The organism is Exiguobacterium sp. UBA3968 (assembly GCF_002385115.1).
GTDB lineage: Bacteria > Bacillota > Bacilli > Exiguobacteriales > Exiguobacteriaceae > Exiguobacterium_A.
Window position 1 is genome coordinate 1 of record NZ_DGCW01000008.1, and the last position, 25,836, is coordinate 25,836.

26 protein-coding genes and 1 pseudogene are annotated in these 25,836 nt (G+C 47.3%); 13 read left to right on the plus strand and 14 right to left on the minus strand.

The window, feature by feature from the left end:
* Positions 1 to 255: 255 nt before the first annotated feature.
* Entirely contained in the window at positions 256 to 1,125 is an 870-nt protein-coding gene (locus B3S86_RS13935; RefSeq protein WP_290753860.1) for a nucleotidyltransferase-like protein, read from the minus strand.
* A gap of 114 nt (positions 1,126 to 1,239) precedes the next feature.
* Here B3S86_RS13935 and B3S86_RS13940 point away from each other — a divergent pair, with 114 nt between their 5' ends.
* Entirely contained in the window at positions 1,240 to 1,602 is a 363-nt protein-coding gene (locus tag B3S86_RS13940) for a DUF2614 family zinc ribbon-containing protein (RefSeq protein WP_029340912.1), read from the plus strand.
* Between the two features lie 14 nt (positions 1,603 to 1,616).
* On the opposite strand, the gene perR is transcribed toward B3S86_RS13940, so the two are convergent.
* On the minus strand, positions 1,617 to 2,039 hold the full coding sequence (gene perR, locus B3S86_RS13945) for a peroxide-responsive transcriptional repressor PerR (RefSeq protein ID WP_369792039.1): 423 nt from the start codon (positions 2,037 to 2,039) through the stop codon (positions 1,617 to 1,619).
* A gap of 175 nt (positions 2,040 to 2,214) precedes the next feature.
* Here perR and B3S86_RS13950 point away from each other — a divergent pair, with 175 nt between their 5' ends.
* On the plus strand, positions 2,215 to 3,513 hold the full coding sequence (locus B3S86_RS13950; protein ID WP_056063679.1) for a glutamate-1-semialdehyde 2,1-aminomutase: 1,299 nt from the start codon (positions 2,215 to 2,217) through the stop codon (positions 3,511 to 3,513).
* A gap of 48 nt (positions 3,514 to 3,561) precedes the next feature.
* On the opposite strand, the gene B3S86_RS13955 is transcribed toward B3S86_RS13950, so the two are convergent.
* From B3S86_RS13955 to mutY, 4 genes are all read right to left on the minus strand, one after another.
* The gene (locus B3S86_RS13955; RefSeq protein WP_290754231.1) at positions 3,562 to 5,295 is read right to left on the minus strand and encodes an ABC transporter ATP-binding protein; all 1,734 of its coding nucleotides are present in this window, start codon (positions 5,293 to 5,295) and stop codon (positions 3,562 to 3,564) included.
* 90 nt (positions 5,296 to 5,385) lie between these two features.
* A complete protein-coding gene (gene ntdP / locus B3S86_RS13960) occupies positions 5,386 to 5,928 on the minus strand; it encodes a nucleoside tri-diphosphate phosphatase (RefSeq protein ID WP_023467311.1) in 543 nt (180 codons plus the stop codon).
* A 116-nt stretch (positions 5,929 to 6,044) separates the two neighbouring features.
* Positions 6,045 to 6,470, minus strand: coding sequence for a hypothetical protein (locus B3S86_RS13965; RefSeq protein WP_290753867.1), 426 nt, complete (start codon positions 6,468 to 6,470; stop codon positions 6,045 to 6,047).
* The gene (mutY, locus tag B3S86_RS13970; RefSeq protein ID WP_290753871.1) at positions 6,470 to 7,486 is read right to left on the minus strand and encodes an A/G-specific adenine glycosylase; all 1,017 of its coding nucleotides are present in this window, start codon (positions 7,484 to 7,486) and stop codon (positions 6,470 to 6,472) included. The genes B3S86_RS13965 and mutY overlap by 1 nt, the downstream gene beginning before the upstream one ends.
* Before the next feature lie 103 nt (positions 7,487 to 7,589).
* Here mutY and B3S86_RS13975 point away from each other — a divergent pair, with 103 nt between their 5' ends.
* Positions 7,590 to 8,573 carry a metal-dependent hydrolase gene (locus B3S86_RS13975; RefSeq protein WP_035412727.1) on the plus strand — a complete coding sequence of 328 codons (984 nt, stop codon included), beginning with the start codon at positions 7,590 to 7,592 and terminating at the stop codon, positions 8,571 to 8,573.
* Positions 8,574 to 8,618: 45 nt separating this feature from the next.
* Here the strand turns inward: B3S86_RS13975 and B3S86_RS13980 are convergent, their stop codons facing one another.
* The 5 genes from B3S86_RS13980 to B3S86_RS14000 all read right to left on the minus strand — a co-directional run bounded on the left by B3S86_RS13980 (position 8,619) and on the right by B3S86_RS14000 (position 14,211).
* Entirely contained in the window at positions 8,619 to 8,891 is a 273-nt protein-coding gene (locus B3S86_RS13980; protein ID WP_023467307.1) for a YfhJ family protein, read from the minus strand.
* Complete coding sequence (locus B3S86_RS13985; RefSeq protein ID WP_023467306.1) at positions 8,888 to 9,208, minus strand: DUF1811 family protein; 321 nt, start codon at positions 9,206 to 9,208, stop codon at positions 8,888 to 8,890. Before B3S86_RS13985 ends, B3S86_RS13980 begins: the two co-directional genes overlap by 4 nt.
* Before the next feature lie 60 nt (positions 9,209 to 9,268).
* Positions 9,269 to 11,329 (minus strand): ABC transporter ATP-binding protein, encoded by a 2,061-nt coding sequence (locus B3S86_RS13990; protein ID WP_290753877.1) that lies wholly within the window; start codon positions 11,327 to 11,329, stop codon positions 9,269 to 9,271.
* A 14-nt stretch (positions 11,330 to 11,343) separates the two neighbouring features.
* Positions 11,344 to 13,071 carry an ABC transporter ATP-binding protein gene (locus tag B3S86_RS13995; RefSeq protein WP_290753880.1) on the minus strand — a complete coding sequence of 576 codons (1,728 nt, stop codon included), beginning with the start codon at positions 13,069 to 13,071 and terminating at the stop codon, positions 11,344 to 11,346.
* Between the two features lie 321 nt (positions 13,072 to 13,392).
* Complete coding sequence (locus tag B3S86_RS14000) at positions 13,393 to 14,211, minus strand: RecX family transcriptional regulator (protein ID WP_290753883.1); 819 nt, start codon at positions 14,209 to 14,211, stop codon at positions 13,393 to 13,395.
* 133 nt (positions 14,212 to 14,344) lie between these two features.
* On the opposite strand from B3S86_RS14000, the gene B3S86_RS14005 reads away from it, so the two are divergent.
* The 7 genes from B3S86_RS14005 (at position 14,345) to B3S86_RS14035 (ending at position 20,876) form a co-directional block, all read left to right on the plus strand.
* Positions 14,345 to 15,253, plus strand: a complete 909-nt coding sequence (locus B3S86_RS14005) for a TIGR01777 family oxidoreductase (protein WP_290753886.1) — start codon at positions 14,345 to 14,347, stop codon at positions 15,251 to 15,253.
* Positions 15,254 to 15,271: 18 nt separating this feature from the next.
* Positions 15,272 to 16,411, plus strand: a complete 1,140-nt coding sequence (locus B3S86_RS14010; RefSeq protein ID WP_290753889.1) for an amidohydrolase — start codon at positions 15,272 to 15,274, stop codon at positions 16,409 to 16,411.
* Between the two features lie 230 nt (positions 16,412 to 16,641).
* Positions 16,642 to 17,202 carry a GNAT family N-acetyltransferase gene (locus B3S86_RS14015; RefSeq protein WP_023467300.1) on the plus strand — a complete coding sequence of 187 codons (561 nt, stop codon included), beginning with the start codon at positions 16,642 to 16,644 and terminating at the stop codon, positions 17,200 to 17,202.
* A gap of 126 nt (positions 17,203 to 17,328) precedes the next feature.
* The gene (locus B3S86_RS14020) at positions 17,329 to 18,012 is read left to right on the plus strand and encodes a response regulator transcription factor (protein ID WP_023467299.1); all 684 of its coding nucleotides are present in this window, start codon (positions 17,329 to 17,331) and stop codon (positions 18,010 to 18,012) included.
* On the plus strand, positions 18,009 to 19,403 hold the full coding sequence (locus B3S86_RS14025) for a sensor histidine kinase (protein ID WP_290753892.1): 1,395 nt from the start codon (positions 18,009 to 18,011) through the stop codon (positions 19,401 to 19,403). The genes B3S86_RS14020 and B3S86_RS14025 overlap by 4 nt, the downstream gene beginning before the upstream one ends.
* The gene (locus B3S86_RS14030; RefSeq protein ID WP_290753895.1) at positions 19,403 to 19,966 is read left to right on the plus strand and encodes a TVP38/TMEM64 family protein; all 564 of its coding nucleotides are present in this window, start codon (positions 19,403 to 19,405) and stop codon (positions 19,964 to 19,966) included. Before B3S86_RS14025 ends, B3S86_RS14030 begins: the two co-directional genes overlap by 1 nt.
* 31 nt (positions 19,967 to 19,997) lie before the next feature.
* Positions 19,998 to 20,876, plus strand: coding sequence for an aldo/keto reductase (locus tag B3S86_RS14035; RefSeq protein WP_290753899.1), 879 nt, complete (start codon positions 19,998 to 20,000; stop codon positions 20,874 to 20,876).
* 69 nt (positions 20,877 to 20,945) lie between these two features.
* Here B3S86_RS14035 and rlmD read toward each other — a convergent pair whose 3' ends face one another.
* Together rlmD and B3S86_RS14045 are read right to left on the minus strand one after the other, a co-directional pair.
* Positions 20,946 to 22,331: a 23S rRNA (uracil(1939)-C(5))-methyltransferase RlmD gene (rlmD, locus tag B3S86_RS14040; RefSeq protein WP_056063648.1), complete on the minus strand. Its 1,386-nt coding sequence runs from the start codon at positions 22,329 to 22,331 to the stop codon at positions 20,946 to 20,948.
* 40 nt (positions 22,332 to 22,371) lie between these two features.
* Entirely contained in the window at positions 22,372 to 22,584 is a 213-nt protein-coding gene (locus tag B3S86_RS14045; protein ID WP_023467294.1) for an SE1561 family protein, read from the minus strand.
* An 84-nt stretch (positions 22,585 to 22,668) separates the two neighbouring features.
* On the opposite strand from B3S86_RS14045, the gene yfkAB reads away from it, so the two are divergent.
* From yfkAB to B3S86_RS14060, 3 genes and pseudogenes are all read left to right on the plus strand, one after another.
* Positions 22,669 to 23,781: a radical SAM/CxCxxxxC motif protein YfkAB gene (gene yfkAB, locus B3S86_RS14050; protein WP_056063645.1), complete on the plus strand. Its 1,113-nt coding sequence runs from the start codon at positions 22,669 to 22,671 to the stop codon at positions 23,779 to 23,781.
* 87 nt (positions 23,782 to 23,868) lie between these two features.
* The gene (locus B3S86_RS14055; RefSeq protein ID WP_023467292.1) at positions 23,869 to 24,051 is read left to right on the plus strand and encodes a hypothetical protein; all 183 of its coding nucleotides are present in this window, start codon (positions 23,869 to 23,871) and stop codon (positions 24,049 to 24,051) included.
* Positions 24,052 to 24,122: 71 nt separating this feature from the next.
* Positions 24,123 to 25,274 (plus strand): annotated as a pseudogene (locus B3S86_RS14060) (MFS transporter); the annotation flags it as partial.
* A 252-nt stretch (positions 25,275 to 25,526) separates the two neighbouring features.
* Here B3S86_RS14060 and B3S86_RS14065 read toward each other — a convergent pair.
* Entirely contained in the window at positions 25,527 to 25,814 is a 288-nt protein-coding gene (locus B3S86_RS14065; protein ID WP_023467290.1) for a hypothetical protein, read from the minus strand.
* Positions 25,815 to 25,836 lie beyond the last annotated feature (22 nt).

A 25,836-nucleotide genomic window follows, 5' to 3' on the forward strand; every position in this document is an offset into this window, starting at 1 on the left:
TCATCGTTCAGTTTTCAAAGTTCGTCGTGTCGTTTTCAGCGACTTTAATAAGATATCATGGAATAACTTAAGCGTCAATCCTTTTTTGAAATCTTTTTTTCTTTCCTGTCACCGTCCAGCGCGTGTTGCCCTGTCGACATGTATTAATATACTATCTCGGTATAATACCGTCAATAGTTTTTCTAAAAAAACTTTTGAAATCTTTTTTCTTCTATATATAGCAAAAACAATTCTAAGAAAAAGTAAAGCCGATCGTCATACGACCGGCTCATACGTCACGAGTTCGACTCCCGCCCCTTTAGTCGTTTGATATGAGATACGAATCAAACCTTTTCGCATGAAGAAATCGATTAAGCTGCTCAAATCTACTTTAACTTCTTGCAATCGTTCTTCTTCCATCAATTCATACATCGTCCAAGGATCCGTCCGTTCACGCATAATTTCGAATAAATAGCGTCCTCCCGATAAAACCTTGGACTGCAAAAGGTGCTCAAGCCCAATCAAAGCAAGATGAATACGTTGATCTAGTGTCTCTTCACTCATCAATAATTGCTCGTATAGTTTATAGACATCCGGGTCATCGAGTCGCGCCTGTTCCCAAACGACCGTTTCAGGATGTTTTCCTTTTTCGAGGACGGATAACCGTGCCAGGTGATGCAACGCATGATGGACATGTGTATAGGCATCATAATGATGTCCGCGACTAAACAAGTTTCTTCCATCTTGGAAACGACGCAACAATTTAGCAAAGGAAATCGTCATCTGTAAATGTCGTTCCTCATCAGGAAAATCGAGTAGTTGTCTTTTTAAGTCAACTAAGTAATCGTTTCGTTCGAATACGATCGTCCCTTCAGCAATCCAGTGAATCGCGCGTCGATTGGCATTTAATAAAATCCAGCGTGATAACACATCTTCATGTACGAGGTGTAACGACACCTTTAGTATATTCAGTCGATAATGTTTGATCGTCCACTCGACTTCTGGGTCTCTCGTGATGACGACAAGAAGTGTATCAAATTGATCCGTCAGGGAATCCCGTGGTTGCCGTTTCTCAACAGCAATGATCCCTTGTGTTTCACGATAAGCCGCGTACTCCGAATAAATCGTTCGTGTTGCTTGTTCCATGTACTTCTCACCCTTCTATACGAACTCGTCGTTACCATTTTCGACAAAAAAACAAGCTTTCCTTCTTCAGGCAATCCCACTTCTTATGCTAGACTGACAACAGGGGGAATTCACTTGAAAAAACAACGTAAAAATAAAATAAACCGCGCGCGAAACTTAGCTATGTTTCTCGTCTTCGGTGGGATGCTCGTCATGTATGGCGGTCTATTACTCAAACAATTCGAGATCATCATGGTCTTACTCATGCTTCTCGGTTTCGTCATGGTTCTCGCCAGTACGGCACTCTATTTCTTGATTGGTCTGACATCAACGAAGGCAGCTGTCGTCACTTGTCCGAACTGTGGAAAAGAAACAAAAGTCCTTGGTCGCGTCGACTTATGTATGCATTGCGATGAACCACTGACGATGGATCCATCTCTTGAAGGTAAAGAATTCGATGAAAAATATAATAAACACAATAAACGAGCTCCCCGCTAAGGCAGCTCGTTTTTTTATTGGACATTCGATTGACAGTCCGGGCAAGTTCCGTACACTTCTAATCGGTGACGATCGACTTTAAAGCCTGTTAAGTGCGCCGCAACCGTTTCGACATCATCGAGCACAGGATAGTTGAAGTCAACGATCTTTCCGCAATTTTCACAGATCATGTGGTAATGGCGTGTCGTAACGAAGTCGAAGCGACTTGAAGCGTCTCCGTAATTCATTTCCTCAACGATTCCTTTTTCTCGAAACACGCGTAAGTTATTATATACAGTCGCCACACTCATGTTTGGAAAACGATGTTCGAGTGCACGATAAATCTCATCCGCTGTCGGATGCGTGTGTCCCGTCGTTAAATATTCCAAAATCGCGTGACGTTGTGGTGTCATTCGAACGCCTGATTCCCGAAGTGACTTCACGGCGTCATCCAGCATTTCGTTAGCCACGTCCATCCCCTCATTTCTATCTTTCATTGATTATCAGATTGTAATCTTTATAATTAGTCTACCTACAAATAGGCATTCCGTCAACGGCTCTGCACCGGATTTGACGTCCATGATACAATCATATCGTGATATTTTTCACGAATCATCGATTGGAGGAATCCTCATGTCTACCCACACTACTCGCCCTACTTCAGAGGCGTTATATGAAATCGCACAAGAGTGTATCGTTGGTGGCGTCAACAGTCCATCCCGTTCATTCAAAGCCGTCGGCGGTGGTGCACCTGTCTATATGGAAAGCGGAAAAGGTGCTTACTTTTATGATGTCGATGGCAATCGCTACATTGATTACTTAGCGGCCTACGGTCCGATCATCACAGGACACGGTCACCCCCACATTACGGAAGCGATCACACACGCTGCCCAGAACGGTCTTCTTTATGGCACGCCACACCGTCTAGAAATCGACTTTGCACATAAACTACAAAAAGCGATTCCTTCGCTTGAAAAAGTACGTTTTACGAACTCCGGAACGGAAGCCGTCATGACGACGATTCGCGTCGCACGAGCATATACAGGTCGTGAGCTTGTCGTGAAGTTCAGTGGCTGTTACCACGGTCACTCGGATTTGATGCTGATCGCAGCAGGAAGTGGTCCAGCGACACTTGGTTCTCCCGATTCAGCAGGTGTCACGAAAGCGACGGCAAAAGAAGTCATCACGACACCGTTCAATGATATTGAATCGTACCGTCAAATCATGGAGCAATGGGGCGATCAAGTCGCTTGTGTACTCGTTGAACCGATCGTCGGAAACTTCGGTATCGTCGAACCGCAACCTGGATTCCTTGCTGCAGTTAACGAAATTACGCATGCTCACGATGCACTTGTTATTTACGATGAAGTCATCACTGCATTCCGTTTCACGTACGGCAGTGCACAAGAGTTACTCGATATCCGCCCCGATATGACGGCGCTCGGCAAAATCATCGGTGGTGGTTTACCGATTGGTGCTTATGGCGGTCGCAAGGAAATCATGGAACACGTCGCGCCACTCGGTCCGGCTTATCAAGCGGGAACGATGGCAGGTAACCCAGCATCCATGGCTGCCGGTATCGCTTGTCTTGAATTACTTGAGCAGCCTGGTGTCTATGAAAAACTTGATCACCTCGGTGCCTTACTCGAACAAGGTGTACTGGAAGCAGCAAAACGTCATGACGTCACGATTACGATCAACCGTCTAAAAGGTGCCATGACGGTCTACTTCACGGATGAAACAGTCATCGATTACGATGGTGCAGAACGTGCAGATAGCGAGATGTTCGGACGTTTCTTCAAATTGATGCTAGAAGAAGGCGTCAACCTCGCTCCTTCGAAATACGAAGCGTGGTTCCTGACGACAGAACATACGGAAGCCGACATCAAGGAGACGATCGCAGCAGTCAATCGTGCCTTTGCTCGACTTTAAGTCTCTTCACTAAAAAAGCAGCGCCCTCGCAAGGGGCGCTGTTTTTTGTTATTCGACGAGTTCCAGATTTTGAATGGCATACAGTTCAAAATAAGCGCCTCGTTTTTGCATGAGAACTTCGTGTGTGCCAATTTCCGTAATCTGACCATTTTCAATGACGACGATCTTATCGGCATCGGTAATCGTTGATAAACGGTGCGCGACAGTAAACGTTGTCCGCCCTTTTGCAAGACGCGCTAACGAATCTTGAATCATCGCTTCGCTCTCTAAATCGAGCGCACTCGTCGCCTCATCCAAGATTAGAATCGGCGGATTCTTCAAGAAGACCCGCGCAATCGCAAGACGTTGTTTTTGACCACCCGATAGCTTAACGCCTCGTTCACCGACCGGCGTATGATAACCGTTCGGTAATCGTTCGATGAATTCGTGGGCATTCGCTGCTTTTGCTGCTGCGATGACTTCCTCGTCCGTCGCGTCCGGATTCCCCATCTTGATGTTCATTTGGACCGACTCACTAAATAGAATCGATTCCTGCATGACCATCCCGATCTGATCGCGAAGACCTCGCAACTTCAAGTCACGAATATCAACACCGTCAAGCGTGATCCGACCGGCAGACACATCATAAAAACGCGGAATCAAACTGACGAGCGTTGATTTCCCGCCACCCGACATCCCGACGAAAGCAATCCGTTCGCCTGCCTGAACGTCAAGCGTCAAGCGATCGATCGCCAGCTCGCCGCCTTCTTCATAAGCGAAACTGATGTTTTCAAATTGAACGTTTCCGCGGACATCTTTCGGTTCACGCGCATTCGGTTTTTCCGTGATGTCGTACGGCTCATCTAAAAACTCGAACATCCGGTCCATCGAGGCGATCGACTGTGTCAACGTCGTTGAGGAGTTGACGAGACGACCGAGCGGTGCATACAGACGGTCGATATAACCAATGAACGCGACCATCGTCCCAAGTGTCACATGTCCGTTCAAGACGAAGAACGCCGCCGTTCCGAAGATCAGGATTGGTGCGAAGTCCGTAATTGTCGAGACGACGACGTATGTCCGCGCATTCCAGTTCGTTTGACGAAGCGCTGCTTTTAAGAACCCATCATTTTGATGTTTGAACGCTTTGTTCTCGTGTGGTTCGAGTGCAAAACTACGAATGACTGCCATCCCATTGACCCGTTCCGTCAAATGACCTTGTAGTTCCGCAAGGGCTGCCGAACGTTCCCGTGTCAATCCGCGTAAACGCCCGTAAAAGAACTTAACGGCGAGAGCATAGAATGGTAATGGAATGATCGCGACGAGTGTCAACTGCGGATCAATCGTCCACATGATGGCGATCGCGATGAAAATCGTGATCATATCGAGCCACAGATTCATTAATCCCGTGACGACGAAGTCTTTCGTCTGCTCGACATCATTGATGATTCGCGAAATGACTTCCCCCGTTTTTGTGTTCGAATAAAAACGAAGCGATAATTTCTGAACATGATCAAATAATCGGTTCCGTACGTCAAATAAAATCTTCGACGCAGACCATTGCGCGAGGTACTGGCGAACATATTCGAGCGGCGGCTTGACGATCAAGAAGATGAAGACACCTGCTCCAATCAAATACGCCAATTGTTTACTTTTTTCCGCCATCGGCATCGTGTTTCCGGTTAGGATATGGTCGATGATGTACTTATACAACAACGGAAGTCCAAGTGGGATCGAGAACTTGATGATCCCGACGAAAACCGTCAGGAGAATCTGTTTTTGATATGGCTTGACGAACGCCATATAGCGGCGAATCGAGCCTTGTTTCTTACGTTTTGCTTGTGTTGCCACGTGTTTCACTTCCTTCAATTAAAAAAAGACGATGGCGAACCATCATCTCCGATATCTTGTTTCATATTCACGATACCACATATCCACGAAAGCCGGGTTAAATGGACCCTTGCGACTACGAATCCACTGAATCAGGATTTGAACATTATCCTTTAAAATACGATCAATCGCCTTCGGATAGTTCATTTCACGGCGATGTTTCTCATATTCGTCCTCATCGAGGATCATATAGGACATGTCCGGATACACTTTGATATCTAAATCATAATCAATGTACTTGACTGCTCGATCTTTCTCATCGAACGTAGAAGGTGACCCGAGGTTACAGTAGTAGTAAATGCCATCCTCCCGAATCATACAAATGACATTGAACCAGAGTTCTGTTGAAAAATAACAGATTGCAGGCTCTCGCGTTCGCCACTGACGACCATCCGATTCACTGACCATGATACGGTCATTGAACCCAATCAATTCTTCTTCCGTCGATTTCAGCACGAGCGTTTCTTCCCAAACTCTGTGTAAGCTCCCGTTATGTTTGAAACTTTGAATCTCAATCTTGCTACTTTCTTTTGGGAATCGACTCATGTGCTACTCCTTTCTAAAGCGTTTTTCTTCCATTCTGTTATACTCTCGTGCTTATTATACCCATTTTCAGAACGCATGAAAAACGAAAGGGTATTTTTTCAGAAAAATGACGGAATTCAGCCTTGAAAGTGATTTAAAATCGCATTTTTTCGCTGTTTGAACATCGGTTTCAAGATGAATGCTTCGATGACGAAGGCAGGTAAGAAGGATGCATACGTCACTTCATCCACAAAATAGACACCCGACGGACGTTCTTCGACCCGGTGGACATGACACCATGCGCGAAACGGATACGGGACTTTTGTGCCGACATCAACGAAGACATATTCTTCTACGAAAGGAATCCAAGACGTCCATGAGACAAATAGTGGAGAAACTCCGACACGTAGACGAATCGTATTTCCCGCTCGCGTCCGTGTATCACCCGACGTTTTCACTTGCGGAAATACCGTCAATCGACTCAATGCCTTGGCGTCACTTAAAAAATCCCACGCTTGCTTCTTTGATGCATCAACACGTGTCTCAAAACGAAAAGTACGCATTAAATCTCCCCCTTCAATAATCGATCAATCTTCATTTGCGCGACAGAAATCGGATGCGTCGCATACGTTTTCTGATCGACGAGTATTGTCTGATCCGGCTGTTCCGTCACGCGATAGACGGCGATCTCCCAAATCCGGTGTGAGAAGATATGTCGGACGTGCCCGACAAGCGTTCCCTCACGCTCTTCTTCCGCTTCTCGAAGTGGATATTGCCACATACCTGCAAGCAAACCGGTCTCCCCCCGTTGTTCAATTGCGATTTTTCCGTCTGCTTCATAAACAAGAGCGTCATAAGGAATTATTTGCGTCTTCCCTTTCTTCGTCTTCACAGGCAGTTCTTCCTGTGCGTTTCGGTCATATGCAAAACAAACGTCTTGAACAGGACAAAGTCCACACATCGGTGACTTCGGCGTACAGACCATCGCGCCAAGTTCCATCAACCCCTGATTGAAACTGGACGGATCAGCCGGATCAATCAATTGATGCACCGCCGCTTCAAACAATTTCCGCGTCTTCGGTGCAGCGATATCCTCATAGATTCCAAGCACACGCGAAAGAACGCGCATCACATTTCCGTCTACTGCTGGTTCTGCTTGTCCATAAGCAATCGATAGAACCGCTCCTGTCGTGTATGGACCGACGCCTTTCAGCTGACTGAACAATTCCTTTTCATCGGGCACGATTCCATCATATTTTTCAACAACTTCCTGAACCGCGATTTGAAGGTTCTTGACACGGGAATAGTACCCTAAGCCCTCCCAGTGCTTCAGGACTTCACTTTGATCCGCTTCTGCTAAGTCATGCGGTGTCGGAAAACGTTTCGTGAAGCGCTCATAATACGGAATGACTGTATCGACGCGCGTTTGTTGGAGCATGATTTCACTAATCCAGATATGATACGGGTTTTTGGTTCTTCGCCACGGGAGATCCCGCTGTTCACGAAGGAACCAGGCAATCAGTTCTGTGGTAAATTGTGTTTTATTAAAGTTTGTGAAATATTCTTGAACGACAGTCAAAAGGTTACCTCTTTTCTCTTAAATACGATATATTAATTAAAAATTACTCGGCAGAACCACGATGGATTCACCATCACGATTTCATAGAAGGAGCGAATTCGCATTGGATACTGGTACGCATATCGGCATGGGACTTTGTCTCGCCGCCATCTCGACGCTACACCCTGACGTCGCAGCGAGCACGACGCTGTTTGCTGCCGTGACGACGACAGCGCTCGTCGGCTCACACGCACCGGACTTCGATACTGTCTTTAAATTTAAAGGAAACAGCGCCTACTTGCGCCAACACCGCGGAAAATCACACGGTTTGATCGCTTTGCTCGCTTGGCCATTATTACTTTCGATCGTCATCGGCACGTTATTCGGTGTACCTCCGACTTCATTATGGCTGATGGCACAGATCGCTGTCGCTCTTCATGTCTTCGTCGATCTGTTTAACGCTTACGGCACACAAGCCTTACACCCGTTCAAAAAATCCTGGATCGGTTGGGGTGTCATCAATACATTTGATCCATATCTGTTCACGATGTATTATGCCGCGTTCGGGATTTGGCTACTAACGCGAGCGACGATCGTCATCTTCCCGATTTTGATTGCTATCGTCATCATCTACTACGCTGTTCAATTCAAGTTACGAAACGATGCCCTCGCGACCGCAGCCCGCTATTATCGCGGTGCGCATAAACTGTTCATCTCCCCTGGCATGAAATGGGATGAATGGCATGTCGCGGCACGTTTACGCGATGAGTATTCCGTCGTTAAGATCAACAGTGGAACCGTCGTCGAATGCGGAAACTTCCGGATCAAGGACGAACCACACGGTGACGCCTTGTACGAAATCGTCAAACAAAACGCGGACTTGCAAGCGTTTCTTGAGTTTTCGAAGATTCATACGTATACGGTCTCACGAAAGGATGGCATTGTCGAATACCGCTTCACCAACCTGCGTTACTTCACGAAGGAAGTCTATCCATTCGTTGCCGTCGTCAGAATCGACGCTGCCACACAAGAGATCGTCAGCTCCTATACCGGCTGGGTGTTTAGCGAACGGACCTTGCAGAAAAAACTGTTCATCCCTGCATTATAAAGACAAAGCTCCGCGCAACGGAAATCCCGATGTGCGGAGCTTTTTTCATTCGACGTTTCGACCTGTCATCAAATGCTTGAATTTTTCGTTCGTCGTATTAAACCGGTGTAACATCGCCCCGTGCTGTTTGATCTGCTGCTCGACGAAATGAACCGCAACGGCTTCACCTTGATATTTCTCACCTGCGCGCGCGAGTGTCGCTTCGAAATCTTCCCACAGCACTTCGACCCACGTCAGTGCTTCTTCCGGTGTCAGTACTTCATTCACTTGTAATAATTCTTCAGCCAGTTGCTGAAGGGCTTGTTCTCGATTCGTCATGTCTGTTCTCCCTCTCCTGTGAATAACGCGAGCGGAATCGCGACTTCCTGAGCCGTTCCTTCAAAATGTCCCCAACCCATGACGCCATTGACGAAGTGTAACTCAAATCGTGCCTCTTCTCCTTCGATTCGGTAAAAGGCTCCCCGTTCGAATCGTGCCGGATCGATCAAATAACTTTTCGCAATGGCGATTTTTCGCGTCACGACCTCCACTTCGCTGACGTTCCCGTGTTGCTCCGCTTTTCGTTTTTGTTCACTTAATTTCGTGATCAACATCTCAAGCTCGTATTTCGATAATTGACTCATCCGTGTCTCCATTCCAAAAACTCCCCCTCTTCGTTTTTCAGTATAAACGAAAAGGAGGAGAAACTGGATGGATTAGCTTGATTTCAATTCAAGATTCCGTTTACTTTGTAACGCATACATTTTCGCATAAATCCCGGACGTTGCAAGGAGCACATCATGGGATCCTCGCTCGACGATCCGACCATGATCGAGAACAAGAATCTCATCCGCATCCTTGATCGTCGACAAGCGATGGGCGATGATGAACGTCGTTCGTCCTTTCGTTAACGTTAACAAGGCATCTTGAATGACCGCTTCCGTTTCCGAGTCAACACTCGCTGTCGCTTCGTCAAGAACTAGGATTGCAGGATCAAACGCTAACGCACGGGCAAAACTGATCAACTGTCGTTCCCCCGCTGATAACGTGGCACCTTTTTCGATGACTGGTTCATCGAGCCCGTTCGGTAAACGATCAATGAACCGATTCGCGCCGACGGCTTCGATCGCTTGTCGTACTCGTTCTTCGGAAATATCAGGATTGCCGAGTGTGATGTTCGAGCGAATCGTTCCTGTGAAGAGGAACGGATCCTGTAAGACGATCCCCATATGCTCACGAACCGCTTGTTTCGGTAAAGTCGTCACGTCCTGTCCGTCAATCAACAACTGTCCCTTTGACGGATCATAAAAACGCATCAATAAATTCATGATTGAACTTTTCCCGCTACCCGTATGACCGACGAGGGCAATCGTCGCGCCAGGACGAGCATCGATTTGAATTTCACGTAATACGGGATTTCCCGCTTCGTAACTGAATTCGACGTCTTTGAAGGATACCGCTCCTTTAAACCGAGCAACGCGCCCTTGTTCGACCGGCTCGCCCTTTTCGTCGAGCAACTGGAACATTCGGTCCGCTGACACGAGCGCTTGTTGTAGCGGTGACAGCTGATTCATGATTTGAGTGACCGGTTCGAATAAACGGGACACGTAATCGATATACGCATATAAGATCCCGAGTGATAAAAACGATCCATTCGTCAGACTTTTTCCGCCGACGACCCAAATCAACAAGGCGAGCGTCAAGTTTTTCAAAAAGTAGGATAAGTTGTGTGACATCAAGGCATCAAGTCGTAACAACTTTGCCCGTGTCTGATAGTTCTCTTCATTCTTTTGTTCGAATTCAGCAAGAACTTCCTTCTCACGTGCATAAGCCTGAATGATCGGCATCGTCTGGATGTTCTCATTCAGTTGACCATTCATGTCGGCAACGAGTGAACGGACCTTGAAGTTATTCTTCGTCGCGAGTTTCTGGAACAGCTGAATCCAGAAATAGACGATCGGAATAATGATTAGCGAGACGAGTCCTAAGCGATAATCGAGGAAGAACATCGCGACGAGAATCCCTGCCATCGTGATGATCCCTGAGAAGACTCGGGCGAGCACACCGAGATATAAATCGCGAATCGTTTCCGTATCATTCGTGACGCGACTAACGATTTTCCCGATTGGCGTCTGATCGAAATAACGGACCGGTAACCGTTGCAGATGCGTAAAGACATCAAGCCGCATCCGTTTGATGATTTTATGAGCAGATCGCTGGAGCAAGATTTGTTGAATCCAGTTCAAACCAGCTGCTGCAAGTAGCAAAAGGACGTAGATCAATGATAACCAGCCAATCGCTTTTAAGTCCTTTGAATAAAAATCATAGACCTGTCCTTGTGTCAGTTTTTGAATATTATCATACGTGTACACATTGTCTCCACGCGTGACCGTCATCGTATTTCCACTGATTTTCCGCTCTCCCCCACTGACGACTTGTTTTGGTACGAAAAAGTAGCCGTTGGTCGTTTGGACGATCGAGACGGATCGAACGATCTCACTTTTAGATACGTCTTGTGCTTTGGCGAACTGACGACCGTCATACGTGACCGCACCGTCTGCTTTAACTTCGACCCAGTCCTTTTCAATCGCTACGATATGTTCATCGATAATGACTTTGGCGATATACGGACCTGTCAATTCCGCACCGACTGCCAGTACGAGTAGAAACAATCCTAAGAAGATCGCTTGTTTCTCATGCATCGCATAGCGGATCAACGAACGGATCGTCGTCTTCCGACGTGCCGGATCGAGTTGATATAATTCCAATTCATTCATGCAAAGGCACCTCCTTACATTTCTTCACTTTGTCGCTCGAATTGTTGAGCGTACCAGCCATTTTGTGCCATCAGGCTGTCATGTGTTCCTCGTTCAGAAATCATTCCGTCTTGCAAGACGATGATTTCGTCCGCATGTGCCACTGCCGATAAGCGATGGGCAACAATTAATGTCGTCGATTGGTGGCGATTCGATCGAATTGAATCGATGATATGTGATTCCGTTTTCGCGTCTACCGCTGATAATGAATCATCCAGCAACAGCAACTCTGGTTTTTTTAACATCGCCCGCGCGATTGACAGACGTTGCTTTTGTCCTCCCGACAATGTAACGCCACGTTCACCGACCATCGTCTCAAGTCCTTGCTCCAGCGTCTCGATATCTTTTTCGAACGATGCGAGACGAATCGCTTCCTGCAATTCTTCTTCTGTCGCTTCACCTGCACCGAATAGAATATTGTCCCGGACGGATTTTGAGAACAGTAAATGTTCTTGTGAGACGTAACCTGTCCAACCGCGAACCGTCTCTAGCGCAACATCTTCATACGGTACGCCGTTGACTGTCAACATGTCCCGTCCGATTGGATACTCACGTAAGAATTGACGCAAGAACGTCGTTTTCCCGGATCCCGTTGGTCCGACGATACCGATCGTTGTTCCTTGTTCAATCGTCACATTCAAATCTCGTAAGACCGGATGGGCCGTCTCTGGATACGTAAACGTCAAATCGTTCATCTCGATCCGTTCAGGGCGATCGACGTGTTTCCGCGGTGTCGAAGCAATCAACGGTTTGACTCGCATCGTTGCTTCTAAGCGATCAAGACTTGCTGTTCCGCGCTGGATGACATTGATCAATTCACCAAAAGCGTACATCGGCCAGATCAGCATCCCGAGATAGATGTTAAAGGCGACCAATTGTCCGAGCGTGATGTCGTTCGTAAAGACGAGATATGTCCCGAACGATAAGCCGATCAAGTAACTGAACCCTACGAGCAACTTGATGATCGGTTCAAATAAGACATCGATTTTTGCGACATGCATGTTTTTCTCAAAAACATCCGTCGTGACATCGTCGAACCGTTTAACGTCGACTGGTTCTTGGACGAACGAGCGAATGACACGCAGTCCGGAAATCGACTCGACGACCTGATCATTCATCGTTCCGAACGAATCCTGGGCCGTGATGAAACGCCCGTGAATCTGACTTCCGAGCTTATTCATCGCGTAGGCGAGAAGCGGCATCGGTAACAAGGCAGCGAGCGTCAGCTTCCAATCGATCGCCACCCCCATGACGACGAGGGTGATCGCTGTCATGTTCAACGAATCGACGAGCGTCAAGACACCAAATCCAGCTGTCCGCTCGACCGCCTTCAAGTCGTTCGTCGCGAGCGCCATCAAGTCTCCCGTCCGATTCTTTTGGTAGAACGTCGGCGTCAGTTTCAATAAGTGCGTAAAGAAGCGACTCCGAAGTGTCCGTTCTAATAAAAATGCCGTTCCGAATAATTTCGCTAACCACAGATACGTCAAGATGAAGGAAACGATGGAAATGACTGTTAATCCGATGACGTATTGCAAGAGCGTCGCCTGGTCCATCGATCCCGACCGCAATCCGTCGATGACCTTACCGATTAGCCATGGCGGCGTTAAATCGATGAAGCCGGTGATGATCAATAAGACGACTGCTACGAGATACGATGATTTGTGTTCTTTTAGAAACCAACTCAATTGCCGAAATAAACGCATGAGGGTCCCCCCTTTACTGTGAAATGAAGTACTTTTTCCGAGCACGCAAAAAGGCATACGGATTTCCGGATGCAGTCCGAGAATCAGTATGCCTTGAAATGGGCATGATGCATTCTTGTTCGTCTGCGCGCTCGGGAGACGAATCCCCTTGCTCGCACATGAAATGAATTACTTATACGTGCTCAAGAGTCTCCGTCGTATTCAGCTGTTGGATATGAGTGAAACCAATTGGCTTTTTCATAGGACGGTTCCTCCTTTTCTTAGTCTGTGCGTAGAATAGCACAATTGTCGGATAATTGTCAATTTTTCGTCTTGCTTTTATTACTCCGCCTCTTCTTCTTCTTTGACTTGTTCGAGGACTTGAGCGGCTAGACCGTATGGAAATCCTTTTCGGACGAGTGCTTGCTTGACTTTTTGTTCGCGTTCGAACGGTTCAAGTTGTCGGTATTTCGGATAATACTTGCGCGCTTGATAAAGGGCCGCTTGTTCTTCTTCGTCACCTTCTTCAGCTCGGAACACCTCTTCGATACCCGCCTTGATCAAGTCGGACGAGAAACCGCGTTGCATGAGTGTCATCTGTAGCTTTTGTGTCAGTTCCCGCACGGAACGCCGTTGCAGCTCTTTTTGCTTTTGCCGCAAAAACTTCAGGACTTTTTCGTATTCCTCTTCATCCGTAAACGTCACGATCGCTTCATCAATCGCTGTCTTCGGTATCTTCAATGCCTCAAGGTCGCGGCGAATCCGTCCCGGACCTTGAGGTGTCGTCGCTTTTTTCGTTGCCGTATAAGCAAGTGCGAACTGTTGATCATCCAAATAGCGTTGCTCCGTCAATCGATCGATTGCATGTTTGATCGCATGCTCCGGTGTCTCTTTCTCTGTTAAATAGGCGACGACTTCACTCGTCGCCCGCATGCGGTATGATAAATGATTCAACGAGAGACGATACGCTTTTTGCTGTTCTTCAGCCGTCAACACTTCCTTGACGAAGTCGTCATCCAGTTCCTTATCGCGTTGTAGATTGTATTTAATTAAGATATCGACGTCTACGGCAAAGGCATATTCCTCTTTGCCATCACGCTCGACATAGATGTTGAATCGTTCGCTGTTCTTTTTCTGCGTCGAGATTCGTTTGATCTTCATTTCGTTCCCTCCCCTAACCTGATTCGGTAGTTCTACGATATCATGAACAGGCAGGTCTATGTTTGAGTGAAACCATGGAACGGGAACAAATGGAAAGAAGCTACTTTTACTTATCTCAGGGAGGATGGATTACATGAACATTGCGATTACCGGTGGAACCGGTATGATTGGTCAAGCCTTGACGAAACGTTTACTCGAGCAAGGACATCACATCTTCATATTGACGCGTCATCCGAAAGCAAATGACGCGCATGTCACATATATCAAGTGGATGACAGAAGACGCAAAACCGGAACAGCACTTAGAAGGCGTCGATGCCTTTATTCATCTTGCTGGTGCTTCGATCAACGACGGACGTTGGACAGATGAACGCAAACGCGTCATTCTCGACAGTCGCGTCAGTACAACGAAGGAACTCGTCCGGATCGTTGAAGCACTCGATCAAAAGCCAAATGTCGTCTTATCTGCTTCTGCGGTTGGCATTTACGGACAGGATCGGCATCAGACCTTCTCCGAAGATCAACCACTTCCACCGACCGCTGACTTCCTAAGTCATGTCTGTGTCGCATGGGAAGACCTTGCTCGTCCGATTGCTGACGCTGGCATTCGACTCGTCCATCCACGAATTGGTGTCGTCTTGACGAAATCCGGTGGCGCTTATCCGTTAATGCGTCTCCCTTATGTCTTGTTTGGCGGTGGGACGATGGGCGACGGTAAACAATGGGTCTCCTGGGTCCACATCGATGATCTAGTCGAGTTATTCCTATTCGCGCTCGAGACCCCGACAGTCGAAGGACCGCTGAACATCACTGCTCCTCATCCGGAAACGATGCGTCGTTTCGGACAGACGATCGGAAAAGTCTTACATCGCCCACACTGGCTCCCGGCGCCACGCTTCGCGTTAGAACTCGCACTTGGTGAAAAGAGTACGATTGTACTAGAAGGAGCTCGTGTCGTTCCGAAAAAAGCGCTCGAAAACGGATACAAGTTTCGGTATGCTGAACTAAAGGATGCGTTACGAGCAATCGAGCATTCAAACTAGTACAGGGGTGGACGATACTTGAATATCTTAATTCGAAATGCACATATCTATCCGATTACTTCGGACAGTTTTTACGGGGACATCCGCATTCGTGATGGGAAAATCATTGAAATCGGCGAATTACTGGATCATTTAGAAAGCGATCAAGTCATTGAAGCAGAAGGTCACTTTTTATTGCCCGGTTTCATCGATGCCCATACACACCTTGGATTATATGACGAAGGTACCGGAACAGTCGGAAATGATGCGAATGAGACGATTTTTGCAATGACACCGCATCTGCGTGCCATTGATGGCGTCTATCCGCTTGATGAAGGCTTTAAGGAAGCCGTTCAACATGGTATCACGACCGTTCAAGTCATGCCAGGCAGCATGAACATCATCGGCGGCGTCACGAGTGTCATCAAGACACACGGACGGTTCATCGATGATATGATTCTTCGAAAGTATGCGGGTCTGAAGGTGGCACTTGGTGAAAACCCAAAGCGTGTCCATAGTGCTGGTCGTGCCGGTGAACTGACACGGATGGGCATCATGGGGATGTTGCGCGAAGCTTTTCTTGAAGTTCGAACGCAACCGGTTTCCGAAACGTTCGCCCATCAAATGATCAAACGGGTCCTCGATCACAAGATGCCGCTCCGTGTACACGCACATCGAGCAGATGACATCCTTTCCGCCATTCGTTTTGCGGAAGAGTTTGATCTTGATTTACGCATCGAACATTGTACGGAAGGTCATCTCGTCGCAAAAGAGATGGAACAATTACCGATCGAAAAAGTGACGGTCGGACCAACCTTTACGCGAAAGTCTAAAATCGAACTGAAGAATAAGACATGGGAAACGTACCGGATTCTTCACGAACATGGTCTTGAAATCTCGATTACGACCGATCATCCATACACGCCTGTCCAATACTTGAACCTCTGTGCTGGTCTTGCCGCACGAGAAGGTCTACCGGTCGATGTCGCCTTACGCGCGATCACGATCCATCCAGCCCGTTCGCTTGGTGTGGACGATCGGGTCGGATCGATCGAGGTCGGAAAAGACGCGGATCTCGTCCTGTGGAGTCACTTCCCACTCGACTATTTAGCGAAGCCGCTCATGACGATGATCGATGGAAAAATCATTTTCGAACACGCTCAACTGAACTTGATTTAAGCCCACCCCCGCCAGGTGTTTTTTGCACCTTTCGGGGGTTTTAGACGCTTACGGAAAACATCTTGTTTTTGTATCTTTTTTCACAAAAATTATTTTCTTGCAATTTTAAAAAAAGAAGGTAATATTATCTTATCCGACAACTGAAGAAGGCATACCATGCGCGGTTCAAACGAGTCAGACAGGTAGCTTTCGACAATCATTCTTGCGGTCCTAAAAGGAGGAATGGAAGTATGCTCAAGCAACGGGAGCTGAGCGACTGCGCTGATTTGTTCGAACTGATGCAGCATCAAGACGTATATCCGTACGTCCGCCAAAAAACACGGTACTTTGATGAATTTCTGTTTACTACAAAGCAGGCAATCGAAGAGGAAGAACGTGGTGAAATCGTATCACGTACCATCCTAGATGAATTCGATCAACCGATTGGTACGATTAGTTTACTCGATATCGAAGGACAATATGGGTTTCTCGGTACATGGTTAGGTAAACCGTATCATGGTAAAGGATACAATCATTTAGCGAAAGAAGCCTTCTTCTCTGAGCTGTTCTTCGAGCTCGGATATGAGAGTGTCTTCATGAAAATTCGCAAAAGCAATATTCGGTCACAAAAAGCAGCTGAAAAATTGCCGTATGCGTTCTGTGCGGATGAGTTGCGCCCTGCGCTTCTTGAGCAATTGAATGCTGGCGAAACACAGTTCACGCTGTATGAAGTCTCAAAATCTAGTTTCCACATGTACATTCATGGTCGGGAACTCGAAACACTATACGATCACCAACAACTCGAAGCATGAGGGCCTTGTCTCTCATGCTTTTTTGTGTCCACGCATGCGTTTCTAAAGTTTGAAATGGTATGATAAATAAGAAACTCATCTTTATGGAAGAAACCTTTTCTTCTACAGGAAATGGAGCGAAGACTAATGCCAGAATCGTTTAACATTCTCGTAGTAGATGACGAAGCACAAATGCGTGACCTTCTCGTCTCGAATCTCGAAAAAGAACACTACACGACGATGACAGCTTCTAACGGACAAGAAGCCATCCATCTCATTCAACAAAATACATTCCATCTCGTTCTACTCGATGTCATGATGCCGGAAATGGACGGCTTGACAGCCTGTATGCGCATCCGTGAATTCTCAAATGTTCCGATCATCATGCTGACGGCACGTTCAGACGAACTCGACCGCATCCACGGTCTGAAAATCGGAGCTGATGACTATATTACAAAACCATTCAGCCCACGCGAACTACTTGCTCGCATCGAAGCGACGCTTCGTCGTTCTCACCGCTTTACAGTTGATCAATCGGCTACTTTAACGCTCGGTATGCTTGAACTCGACACGGAAAGTCGGAGTGTCCATGTCAATGGCAAGCCGGTCAGTCTGACGCGTAAGGAATTTGATTTGTTGCATCTGTTTGCTCAAAACAATGATAAGGTCTTTTCTCGCGAACAGTTACTCGATCAAATTTGGGGTGCGGATTATATCGGTAACTTACGGACGGTCGATACGCATATTAAAACACTTCGCTTAAAGCTCGGGGAAGCCGGTGGCTCGATTCAAACAGTTTGGGGCATCGGTTATAAATTCGAGGAAGTATGATTAAGCGCTATACGATCCGGCGCCGGATTTGGATTACGATTTGGTTCACGAGCGTTTTTTCTGCCATTTTATTTGTCCTGCTGACGTTTTATCTCTACGACCGGTTCTATCTTCAGACGCAAGAAGATATCTTATTGAACCGTGGGGAAAAGCTAATCAACATTTACAAGTCCGAAGGCTTATCTGGTGCTTTTTACGATGGGATGACTTATACGAATGAATTGACGGAATCGAAAGTCTTCTTCATCGATTTTCTGAAGAAAAATCCGGCAGGACTCCGTTTTTTGACGAATGCGGACATCGAACAGCTTCGTAATGGCGAGACGGTCGTCTCGAGCCGGACCCATCCGATAGAAGGAACGGACATTCTAATGACTGGATTTCCGATCATCGAAAACAATCGACTGGTCGGTACATTGATTTTATATCTAGAACTCGGTCAAATCAGTGAACCATTCCGCCCACTCCGCCTGATGATCTTCTTCATGATCGGACTGATCGTCTTGAATCTCGTCATCTTCGGACGACAAATCATCGATACGATCATCCGTCCGTTGATCGACATGAAGCGCGCCTCGACTGTTTATGCACAAGGTGACTTTGATTACCGGATTCCGATTCAATCGGACGATGAAATCGGAGAACTCGCAGAAACATTGAACAAGATGGCGGAATCGCTCGGTGAGGTCGACGAGCAGCGGAAGGAGTTCCTCGCAAACGTCAGTCATGAATTGCGGACACCTCTCTCCTACATTCGTGGCTATACGGAGATGATGCAGGATGATTCGCTCGAGGAAGAAAAGCGTGCGCAGTATTACCAAATCATTGAGCGGGAAACGGAGCGTCTGCAACGTCTCGTCAATGATCTGCTCGATCTCGCTCAACTTGAACGCGATTCCTATCCGATGTCGAAACAACCACTTGTCTTCAGTCAAGTACTTGAAGATGTCATTTACCGGATGGAACCGATCGCCCAGTCAAAAGGAGTCACGTTCGTGATGAATCTCGATCCGGATCAAATTGTCTTAGGCGATACAGACCGTCTCGAGCAAGTCTTCGGCAATTTACTCGATAACGCTTTACGATACACACCGCCCGGCAAACAGATCTTCTTATCGACTGAAACGATCGGCGATCGGACGCATTGTCTTATCCGGGACGAAGGAGAAGGCATTCCGGAAGAACATCTCGATCGACTGACGAAACGTTTTTACCGCGTCGATAAATCACGGACGCGGAAAGATGGCGGAACCGGTCTTGGTCTTGCGATCACAAAACACATCATCGATCGTCATGATGGGATGATCCGGTTCGACTCCGTTCTTGGAGAAGGAACGACCGTCCACATCGAGTTACCGCTTCTTCCGGATGAAGAGGATGAATTCGAATAATGGAACAACATGTCATCCAAACCTTTGAACTCTTCGGACCGTTCGCTCCATTCGTTAGTGTCTTGGTCGGTGTCGTCGTCAGTGTGCTTGGTGTCCTACCAAGTACGTTTGTCACCGCTGCGAATCTCGTCTATTTCGGTCTATGGATGGGCACATTGCTCTCCTTCATCGGTGAAGTCTTAGGTGCGGTTTGTGCGTTTCTACTATACCAAAAAGGACTGCGCTATGCCCTTCGTCGCCCACTTCCCGATCGATTCGCTCGTTTGCAACAAAAACTACAAGCACAACAAGGACATGAAGCGTTTTGGACGATCATATTACTACGGCTGTTGCCGTTCGTCCCGTCTGGCATCGTCAACATCATCAGTGCTGCTAGTAGTATCTCCGTCCTACTTTTCCTGACTGCGAGTACGATCGGAAAAATTCCAGCCATGTTAGTCGAAGTGCTCGCCGTCCATCAGTTCATGCAATCCTCGTCCATCGTTCAATGGTCGATTGCAGGTGTGGCACTCGTTGGTTATCTGATCTATCGCATTCATCAAAAACGAACACCATCGATTTAAAACTACAGGCATCTGAAAGGAAGTATTGTTCGTGGAGTTAAGGCGTTTTGGAACATCTGATTTATTCGTGTCCCCGCTTGGATTCGGAGCCGGTCACATCGGTGCAGAACAGATGACGGACCGGGAAGCAGTTTATTTACTCGAACAAGCACGTGATCTCGGCATCAACCTGATCGATACGGCACGCGGCTACGGCTTATCGGAGCAACGCGTCGGACAATTTCTAAAGAATCGTCGGCCCGACGTCATTCTGTCGACGAAAGTCGGCTATGATGTTCCCGGTGCGCAGGACTGGACCTTTGAAGCCGTCCGTGGTGGCATCGATCAAGCCTTACAGACGATGCAAACGGATCATCTCGACATCGTACACTTACATTCTTGTAGTCAAGAAATCCTCGCCCAAGGAGATGTCATCGACGCGCTTGAACAAGCAAAACAAGCTGGAAAAGTGCGCGTCATCGCCTATTCAGGCGATCGGGAAGACTTAGTATATGCGATCGAAACGAACCGCTTCGACAGTTTCCAAACGTCGTTCAATCTGTTTGATCAACGTGTCGATGAAGTCCTGCCCACTCTTCTAGATCACGGAGTCATCGCCAAGCGTCCGATCGGCAACGCCCCGTGGCGCTTCACGGAGCGTCCGGTCGGACAGTATGTCGAACCATATTGGGAACGTGCGCAACAACTCGCTTATCCACTAGAGGAATCCAGTTGGCTTGAAACTGCGCTTCGTTTTACAGTCTTTGAACCAGGAATCACGACGGCCATCATTGGCACGTCTCGACCCGAACATCTCGCGTTGAATCAGCAACTGATTGAGCGCGGTCCACTCCCCGCTGACCGCGTCAGTCAATTGAAGGAACGTTTTTCCGAATGTGATGCCACGTTCGATTATGTTTCGCAAACGTAAGTGAGCAGTCACAGAAAAAAAGCCCGTATGTTCACTCGTTCAAGGAGTGCATACGGGCTTATTTCGCGCTTAGAACTTTTTCTTTTTCTTCTTTTCGAGCACGACGATCGCTTCAACGTGCGCCGTTTGTGGGAACATATCATACGGTTGAATGTACGATACCTTATATCCCGCTTTCATCAAATGATCGCAATCACGTGCAAGCGTCTGCGGGTTACACGAGACATAGATGATTTTTTTCGCCTTAGACGAAATCATTGCGTTCAATAACTGCGTATCACAACCTGAACGGGGGGGATCGACGATGAAGACGTCTGGAATCCAGCCTTCCTTCACCCAACGTGGAATCCATGCTTCTGCCTTACCGACGACATAATGCGCATGGTCAAAGCCATATTGCTTCATATGCGCATTCGCATCTTCAACTGCTTCTTCGATGATTTCCATACCACGGACTTCTTTTGCACCCTTAGCAATCCAAAGTCCGATTGAACCGACACCTGCGTAAGCATCAACGACACGTTCTTCGCCTGTCAAAGCAGCAGCACGGGCAATTTCCTCATACATCCGTTCTGCCTGTTCCGGGTTCAACTGGAAGAAGGCGCGTGGCGACAGTTGATACGTGAACTCGCCCATCTCTTCTTCAATCCGTTCGACACCGCGCAAGACTTCCGTCTCTTCTCCAAAGACACGTGACGTCAACTTATCATTGATGTTCAGCGCGACCGAGACGACACCTGGAATGTCCATGATATCGCGCGACAAACCCTCTAGATCACGGAAGCCGTCTTTAAAGGCAACGAGCACGACTTGAATTTCACCCGTTTTGATTCCTGTCCGGACGACGATATGGCGCATGACACCGTCTTGTTTTGCTGCATGGTAAACAGGTACTTTATAATCGTTGAGTAATTTCGTGACAGCTTGGTTGACACGAAGCGTATCCTTATTTTGGACGACACAATCATCGATTGCGACCAGACGATTCGAATTCGCAGAATAGAGACCACTAACGATTTCATTGCCTTGTTTCCCGACGACGAATTGTGATTTATTGCGGTAACCCCACTCCTTCGAACCAATCGTCGGACGGATATCGGCCTTTTCGACATTCAATTTCGTTGATTTTAAGAACGCATTGCGAAGCATCTCTTCCTTATAACGCAATTGCCCATCGTAACTCATATGTTGTAATTGACAGCCACCACAGACACTATAGACTGGGCAAAGTGGTGTCACGCGGTCTGGTGAACGATCGTCACGCTTTAAGATCTTTGCATTCGCATAGTTCGCATGGATTTCCGTGATCTCGATTTGCGCCGTCTCACCTACAAGCAATCCTGGGATGAAGACGATTTGTCGCTCGAGCGTCGCGATCCCTTCACCGTTGATGCCCATCCGTAGACAAGTGACCGAACGGACCTCACCTGTCTGTAATTTGATTTTTGTTGCCATTGATTTCATCCTTTCTCTTTACGCAAATGAAAAAGCGGTCTCAATCTACCGCTTTTTTCGTTTCTTCTTGTTCTTTCATATCCTTCGCATACCGAACGACTTTCGCCTTGAGTTGATCTAGTGATACGATCAGTCGTTCCAAATCTTCGATATCTGATGATTCATCGAGTGAATCGATTGTATGACAGAGAAGCTGCATTCTTGATTTTAGCACATTCATTTGACCAAGTTTATCAGTTCTTGCTTTTCCCATTATTCAGACTTCCTTTCTTCCGCTGGATTCCGACGTTATTTTAGCATACGATACGAAGTGGAGCACTAAAAAGGAGGAGTATCTATGTCACATTCATCACCCATCACGATCGCGAACGATCCGTGGGAAGCTTATCGCGACATTGAACAATACGGCACGGTCCGTTTGACGAACATTGAAGTCACGACGACAAAACTGTGTAACATGCGCTGCGAACATTGTGCCGTCGGTTACATGTTATCCAGTAGCGAGTCACCTGAAATCCCTGTCGAACTGCTTATTCAACGTCTGGATGAAATCGAACACCTACGCGCCTTTTCCATTACAGGCGGCGAACCGATGCTTTCAATGAAGTCCGTCAAGGAGTACGTCGTCCCTTTACTTAAGTATGCCCACGAACGTGGCGCTAAAACCCAAATCAACTCAAATTTAACACTTCCATTATCTCGTTATGAATTAATTATCCCTTATCTCGATGTCTTGCATATCTCACATAACTGGGGAACAGCCGATGATTTCATCGATGGTGGCTTTGCGATGATGGAGCGAAAACCGTCACGTGAAGCACGAACGAAACTATTTGAAACGATGAAAGAGAATGCTCGTGTCTTGAATGCACGTGGTGTCATCGTGTCTGCCGAAACGATGATCAATAAACGGACGTTGCCACATCTTGAAGCGATCCATAAAGAAATCGTCGATATGGGCTGTGTCCGTCACGAAGTGCATCCAATGTACCCAGCTGACTTCGCGTCGATGATCGAAGCCGCTAGCTTATCCGAAATTCGCAATGGAATCCATCGTTTGCTTGACGTCCGGGATCCGAACGTCTGGATGTTGTTCGGAACACTCCCCTTCTATGCTTGTTCAATGGAGGAGGCAGATTTAGAACTGCATCGTCGCTTGCGTCAGGAGAAAAACGTATCGGTCCGAAATGACCCAGATGGTCGTTCCCGTCTCAACGTCAACATCTTCGACGGTGAAATCATCGTAACCGATTTCGGTGACGAACTCGCTTCGCTCGGTACGATTCACGAGACATCTTTCAATGATGCGTATGCTCAGTGGCAAGAGACAGAACTGAATAAAAGCTTGTCATGTCACTGTCCTGCGGTACAGTGCCTTGGACCGAACGCACTTGTGAAGAACGCATATTACCCTGAGATTGATTTCACAAAACAATCGAGTCGGCTTTAAGAATGAAAAATAGGTTTTGAACGATGGCGTCCCGGGAAAAATGTCACAAAGTAGACACATTCTGTTTTTTAAAAAGGGGTGACCGGGATGGAATGGCTCGTAGGTATTGTCGCAATCATCGGTACGTTCAGTATGGTCTTGTTCGTCATGATGGTTGGTATTCGTGCTTCACACAGTATCGAACATGATGAAGTGTTCGATCAGACAGATTGGGATGAACATCTGCTGCACATGCCGCGTCCGACACGTTTTGAACAAGAAAATAAATGAAGCACGCCCCAGTCTCCCGTTTTAGAGACTGGGGCGTGTTATGCTAAAAGAAAAAAGAAAGGTCGTCGTTACTTGTGTCACGCCGTTTTGCTCTCATTTTATCAATCGTCTTCATTTCCGGTTTCACCCAAGGATTGCTGATTCCATTGCTATCCATTTTACTTGAACGCCAAGGGACACCCGCCTTCATCAACGGTCTCAGTGCTGCCGTTCTATACATTGGTGTCATCGTCGCTGCCCCGCTCATGGAAGGTCCACTGCGACGACGTGGTTATATTCCCGTCATTTCGTTCGGACTCGCTCTTGTTGCAGTGGCGGTCTTCTTGTTCCCACTCCTTCCGAGTGTCATTGCTTGGATGATCTTACGATTTCTCGTCGGATTCGGTGATCAGACGTTACACTATGGATCACAGGTTTGGGTGACGTCCATTACCCCAAATGAACGGTTAGGGCGAACGATGTCGTTATACGGAATGGCATTCGGTCTCGGTTTTGCCTTAGGTCCTCTTGCGGCACCTCTGGTTGACGTTATCGATTGGTTACCGTTCGTGTTAACAGGGACTTTAACTGTCATCGTTCTAATTTTACTATTCCGTATACCGAACGAAAAACCATCGTCCGTCATGCCAGAGGAACTACAAAGTGCTGCTTCACGGTATCGACTCGTCCTATCGACTGCTTGGTTTACATTACTTCCTGGCTTTACATATGGTTTTCTCGAAGCCACACTGAATGCCAGTTTTCCCGTTTTTGCGACGCGTAACGGGTACGGTCTATCTGAGACAAGTACCTTGATCACGACATTCGTCGTCAGCTCGTTGATCATGCAACTTCCACTTGGACGACTTGCGGATCACTTCGGAAAACGTCGGACGTTAGTAACTGTTCTTTCGATTGGTTCTGTCGCTTTCCTGATTGCTTGCTTCGTCTTCGAACGTTACGGTTGGTTGTTCGCGATTTTTGCCGTCAGTGGGATGGCACTCGGCTCGACCTATTCGCTCGGTGTTGCCTATATGACAGAACAGTTACCACGTCATCTTTTACCAACCGGTAACTTACTTGCAGGGATTGCCTTCAGTCTTGGTTCGATTCTCGGACCGATTGCCGGCAGCTTGTTCGTTCTGCTTCCAGCTATACTTTATTTCAGTCTATTCGTTCTGGTTCTAGCGACACTTGCATTTCTCTTACGATACGCAAAACGTCACGAATCATCCCGGATCTAAAACAAAGAGGCTGACCCTAAAAAGAATGACGCGTCTTTTCACACCCGTTCCTCAGGCGAGACACAAGCCAGTTTTCCTGCTTCATTTCAGCAGGAAAGCGGGTCTTGTTTGTCTCTGACAGCGCAAATGCGCTTTTTCCTGTAGGAGTGGCGTGAAACGCGTCATTCTTTTTGTTATGAGATAAGGGTGGCAGAATGATAATCTGCCACCCCTACCTTTGTGGAAACTAACTTTTAAGTCATTCCCTTTGTTTTATTTCACGATTCCTTCTTGCCGAAAACTCCGCCAGAGCTTATCGTCGATCGCATACGGCTGTTCCTTTGCACGCTTCAGCTCTTCTGTCTCGAGCAGCACGACGACCTCTCGACCGTTGATTGACCACACTGAATCGTAACCTCTCTCCGCCTCGATGATTTCCACATCCACATCTCCATGGGTTTCCTTCAATTGTTGACTGACGCACGTTACGACGAACCGGGCAAACTCATCACGTGGACGACGAGTGGCAATGATCTTTCGAACGATCTCATTCCGTTCCATTCGTTTTCATCTCCTTCCGTTT

Coding starts and splice junctions, on each gene's coding strand:
- B3S86_RS13935 (WP_290753860.1), bottom strand. CDS start 1,125: ATGGAACAAGCAACACGAACGATTTATTCGGAGTACGCGGCTTATCGT.
- perR (WP_369792039.1), bottom strand. CDS start 2,039: ATGCTGGATGACGCCGTGAAGTCACTTCGGGAATCAGGCGTTCGAATG.
- B3S86_RS13950 (WP_056063679.1), top strand. CDS start 2,215: ATGTCTACCCACACTACTCGCCCTACTTCAGAGGCGTTATATGAAATC.
- B3S86_RS13955 (WP_290754231.1), bottom strand. CDS start 5,295: ATGGCGTTCGTCAAGCCATATCAAAAACAGATTCTCCTGACGGTTTTC.
- ntdP (WP_023467311.1), bottom strand. CDS start 5,928: ATGAGTCGATTCCCAAAAGAAAGTAGCAAGATTGAGATTCAAAGTTTC.
- B3S86_RS13965 (WP_290753867.1), bottom strand. CDS start 6,470: ATGCGTACTTTTCGTTTTGAGACACGTGTTGATGCATCAAAGAAGCAA.
- B3S86_RS13980 (WP_023467307.1), bottom strand. CDS start 8,891: ATGACGAATCGAGAACAAGCCCTTCAGCAACTGGCTGAAGAATTATTA.
- B3S86_RS13985 (WP_023467306.1), bottom strand. CDS start 9,208: ATGGAGACACGGATGAGTCAATTATCGAAATACGAGCTTGAGATGTTG.
- B3S86_RS13990 (WP_290753877.1), bottom strand. CDS start 11,329: ATGAATGAATTGGAATTATATCAACTCGATCCGGCACGTCGGAAGACG.
- B3S86_RS13995 (WP_290753880.1), bottom strand. CDS start 13,071: ATGCGTTTATTTCGGCAATTGAGTTGGTTTCTAAAAGAACACAAATCA.
- B3S86_RS14000 (WP_290753883.1), bottom strand. CDS start 14,211: ATGAAGATCAAACGAATCTCGACGCAGAAAAAGAACAGCGAACGATTC.
- B3S86_RS14005 (WP_290753886.1), top strand. CDS start 14,345: ATGAACATTGCGATTACCGGTGGAACCGGTATGATTGGTCAAGCCTTG.
- B3S86_RS14015 (WP_023467300.1), top strand. CDS start 16,642: ATGCTCAAGCAACGGGAGCTGAGCGACTGCGCTGATTTGTTCGAACTG.
- B3S86_RS14020 (WP_023467299.1), top strand. CDS start 17,329: ATGCCAGAATCGTTTAACATTCTCGTAGTAGATGACGAAGCACAAATG.
- B3S86_RS14025 (WP_290753892.1), top strand. CDS start 18,009: ATGATTAAGCGCTATACGATCCGGCGCCGGATTTGGATTACGATTTGG.
- B3S86_RS14030 (WP_290753895.1), top strand. CDS start 19,403: ATGGAACAACATGTCATCCAAACCTTTGAACTCTTCGGACCGTTCGCT.
- rlmD (WP_056063648.1), bottom strand. CDS start 22,331: ATGGCAACAAAAATCAAATTACAGACAGGTGAGGTCCGTTCGGTCACT.
- B3S86_RS14045 (WP_023467294.1), bottom strand. CDS start 22,584: ATGGGAAAAGCAAGAACTGATAAACTTGGTCAAATGAATGTGCTAAAA.
- yfkAB (WP_056063645.1), top strand. CDS start 22,669: ATGTCACATTCATCACCCATCACGATCGCGAACGATCCGTGGGAAGCT.
- B3S86_RS14055 (WP_023467292.1), top strand. CDS start 23,869: ATGGAATGGCTCGTAGGTATTGTCGCAATCATCGGTACGTTCAGTATG.
- B3S86_RS14065 (WP_023467290.1), bottom strand. CDS start 25,814: ATGGAACGGAATGAGATCGTTCGAAAGATCATTGCCACTCGTCGTCCA.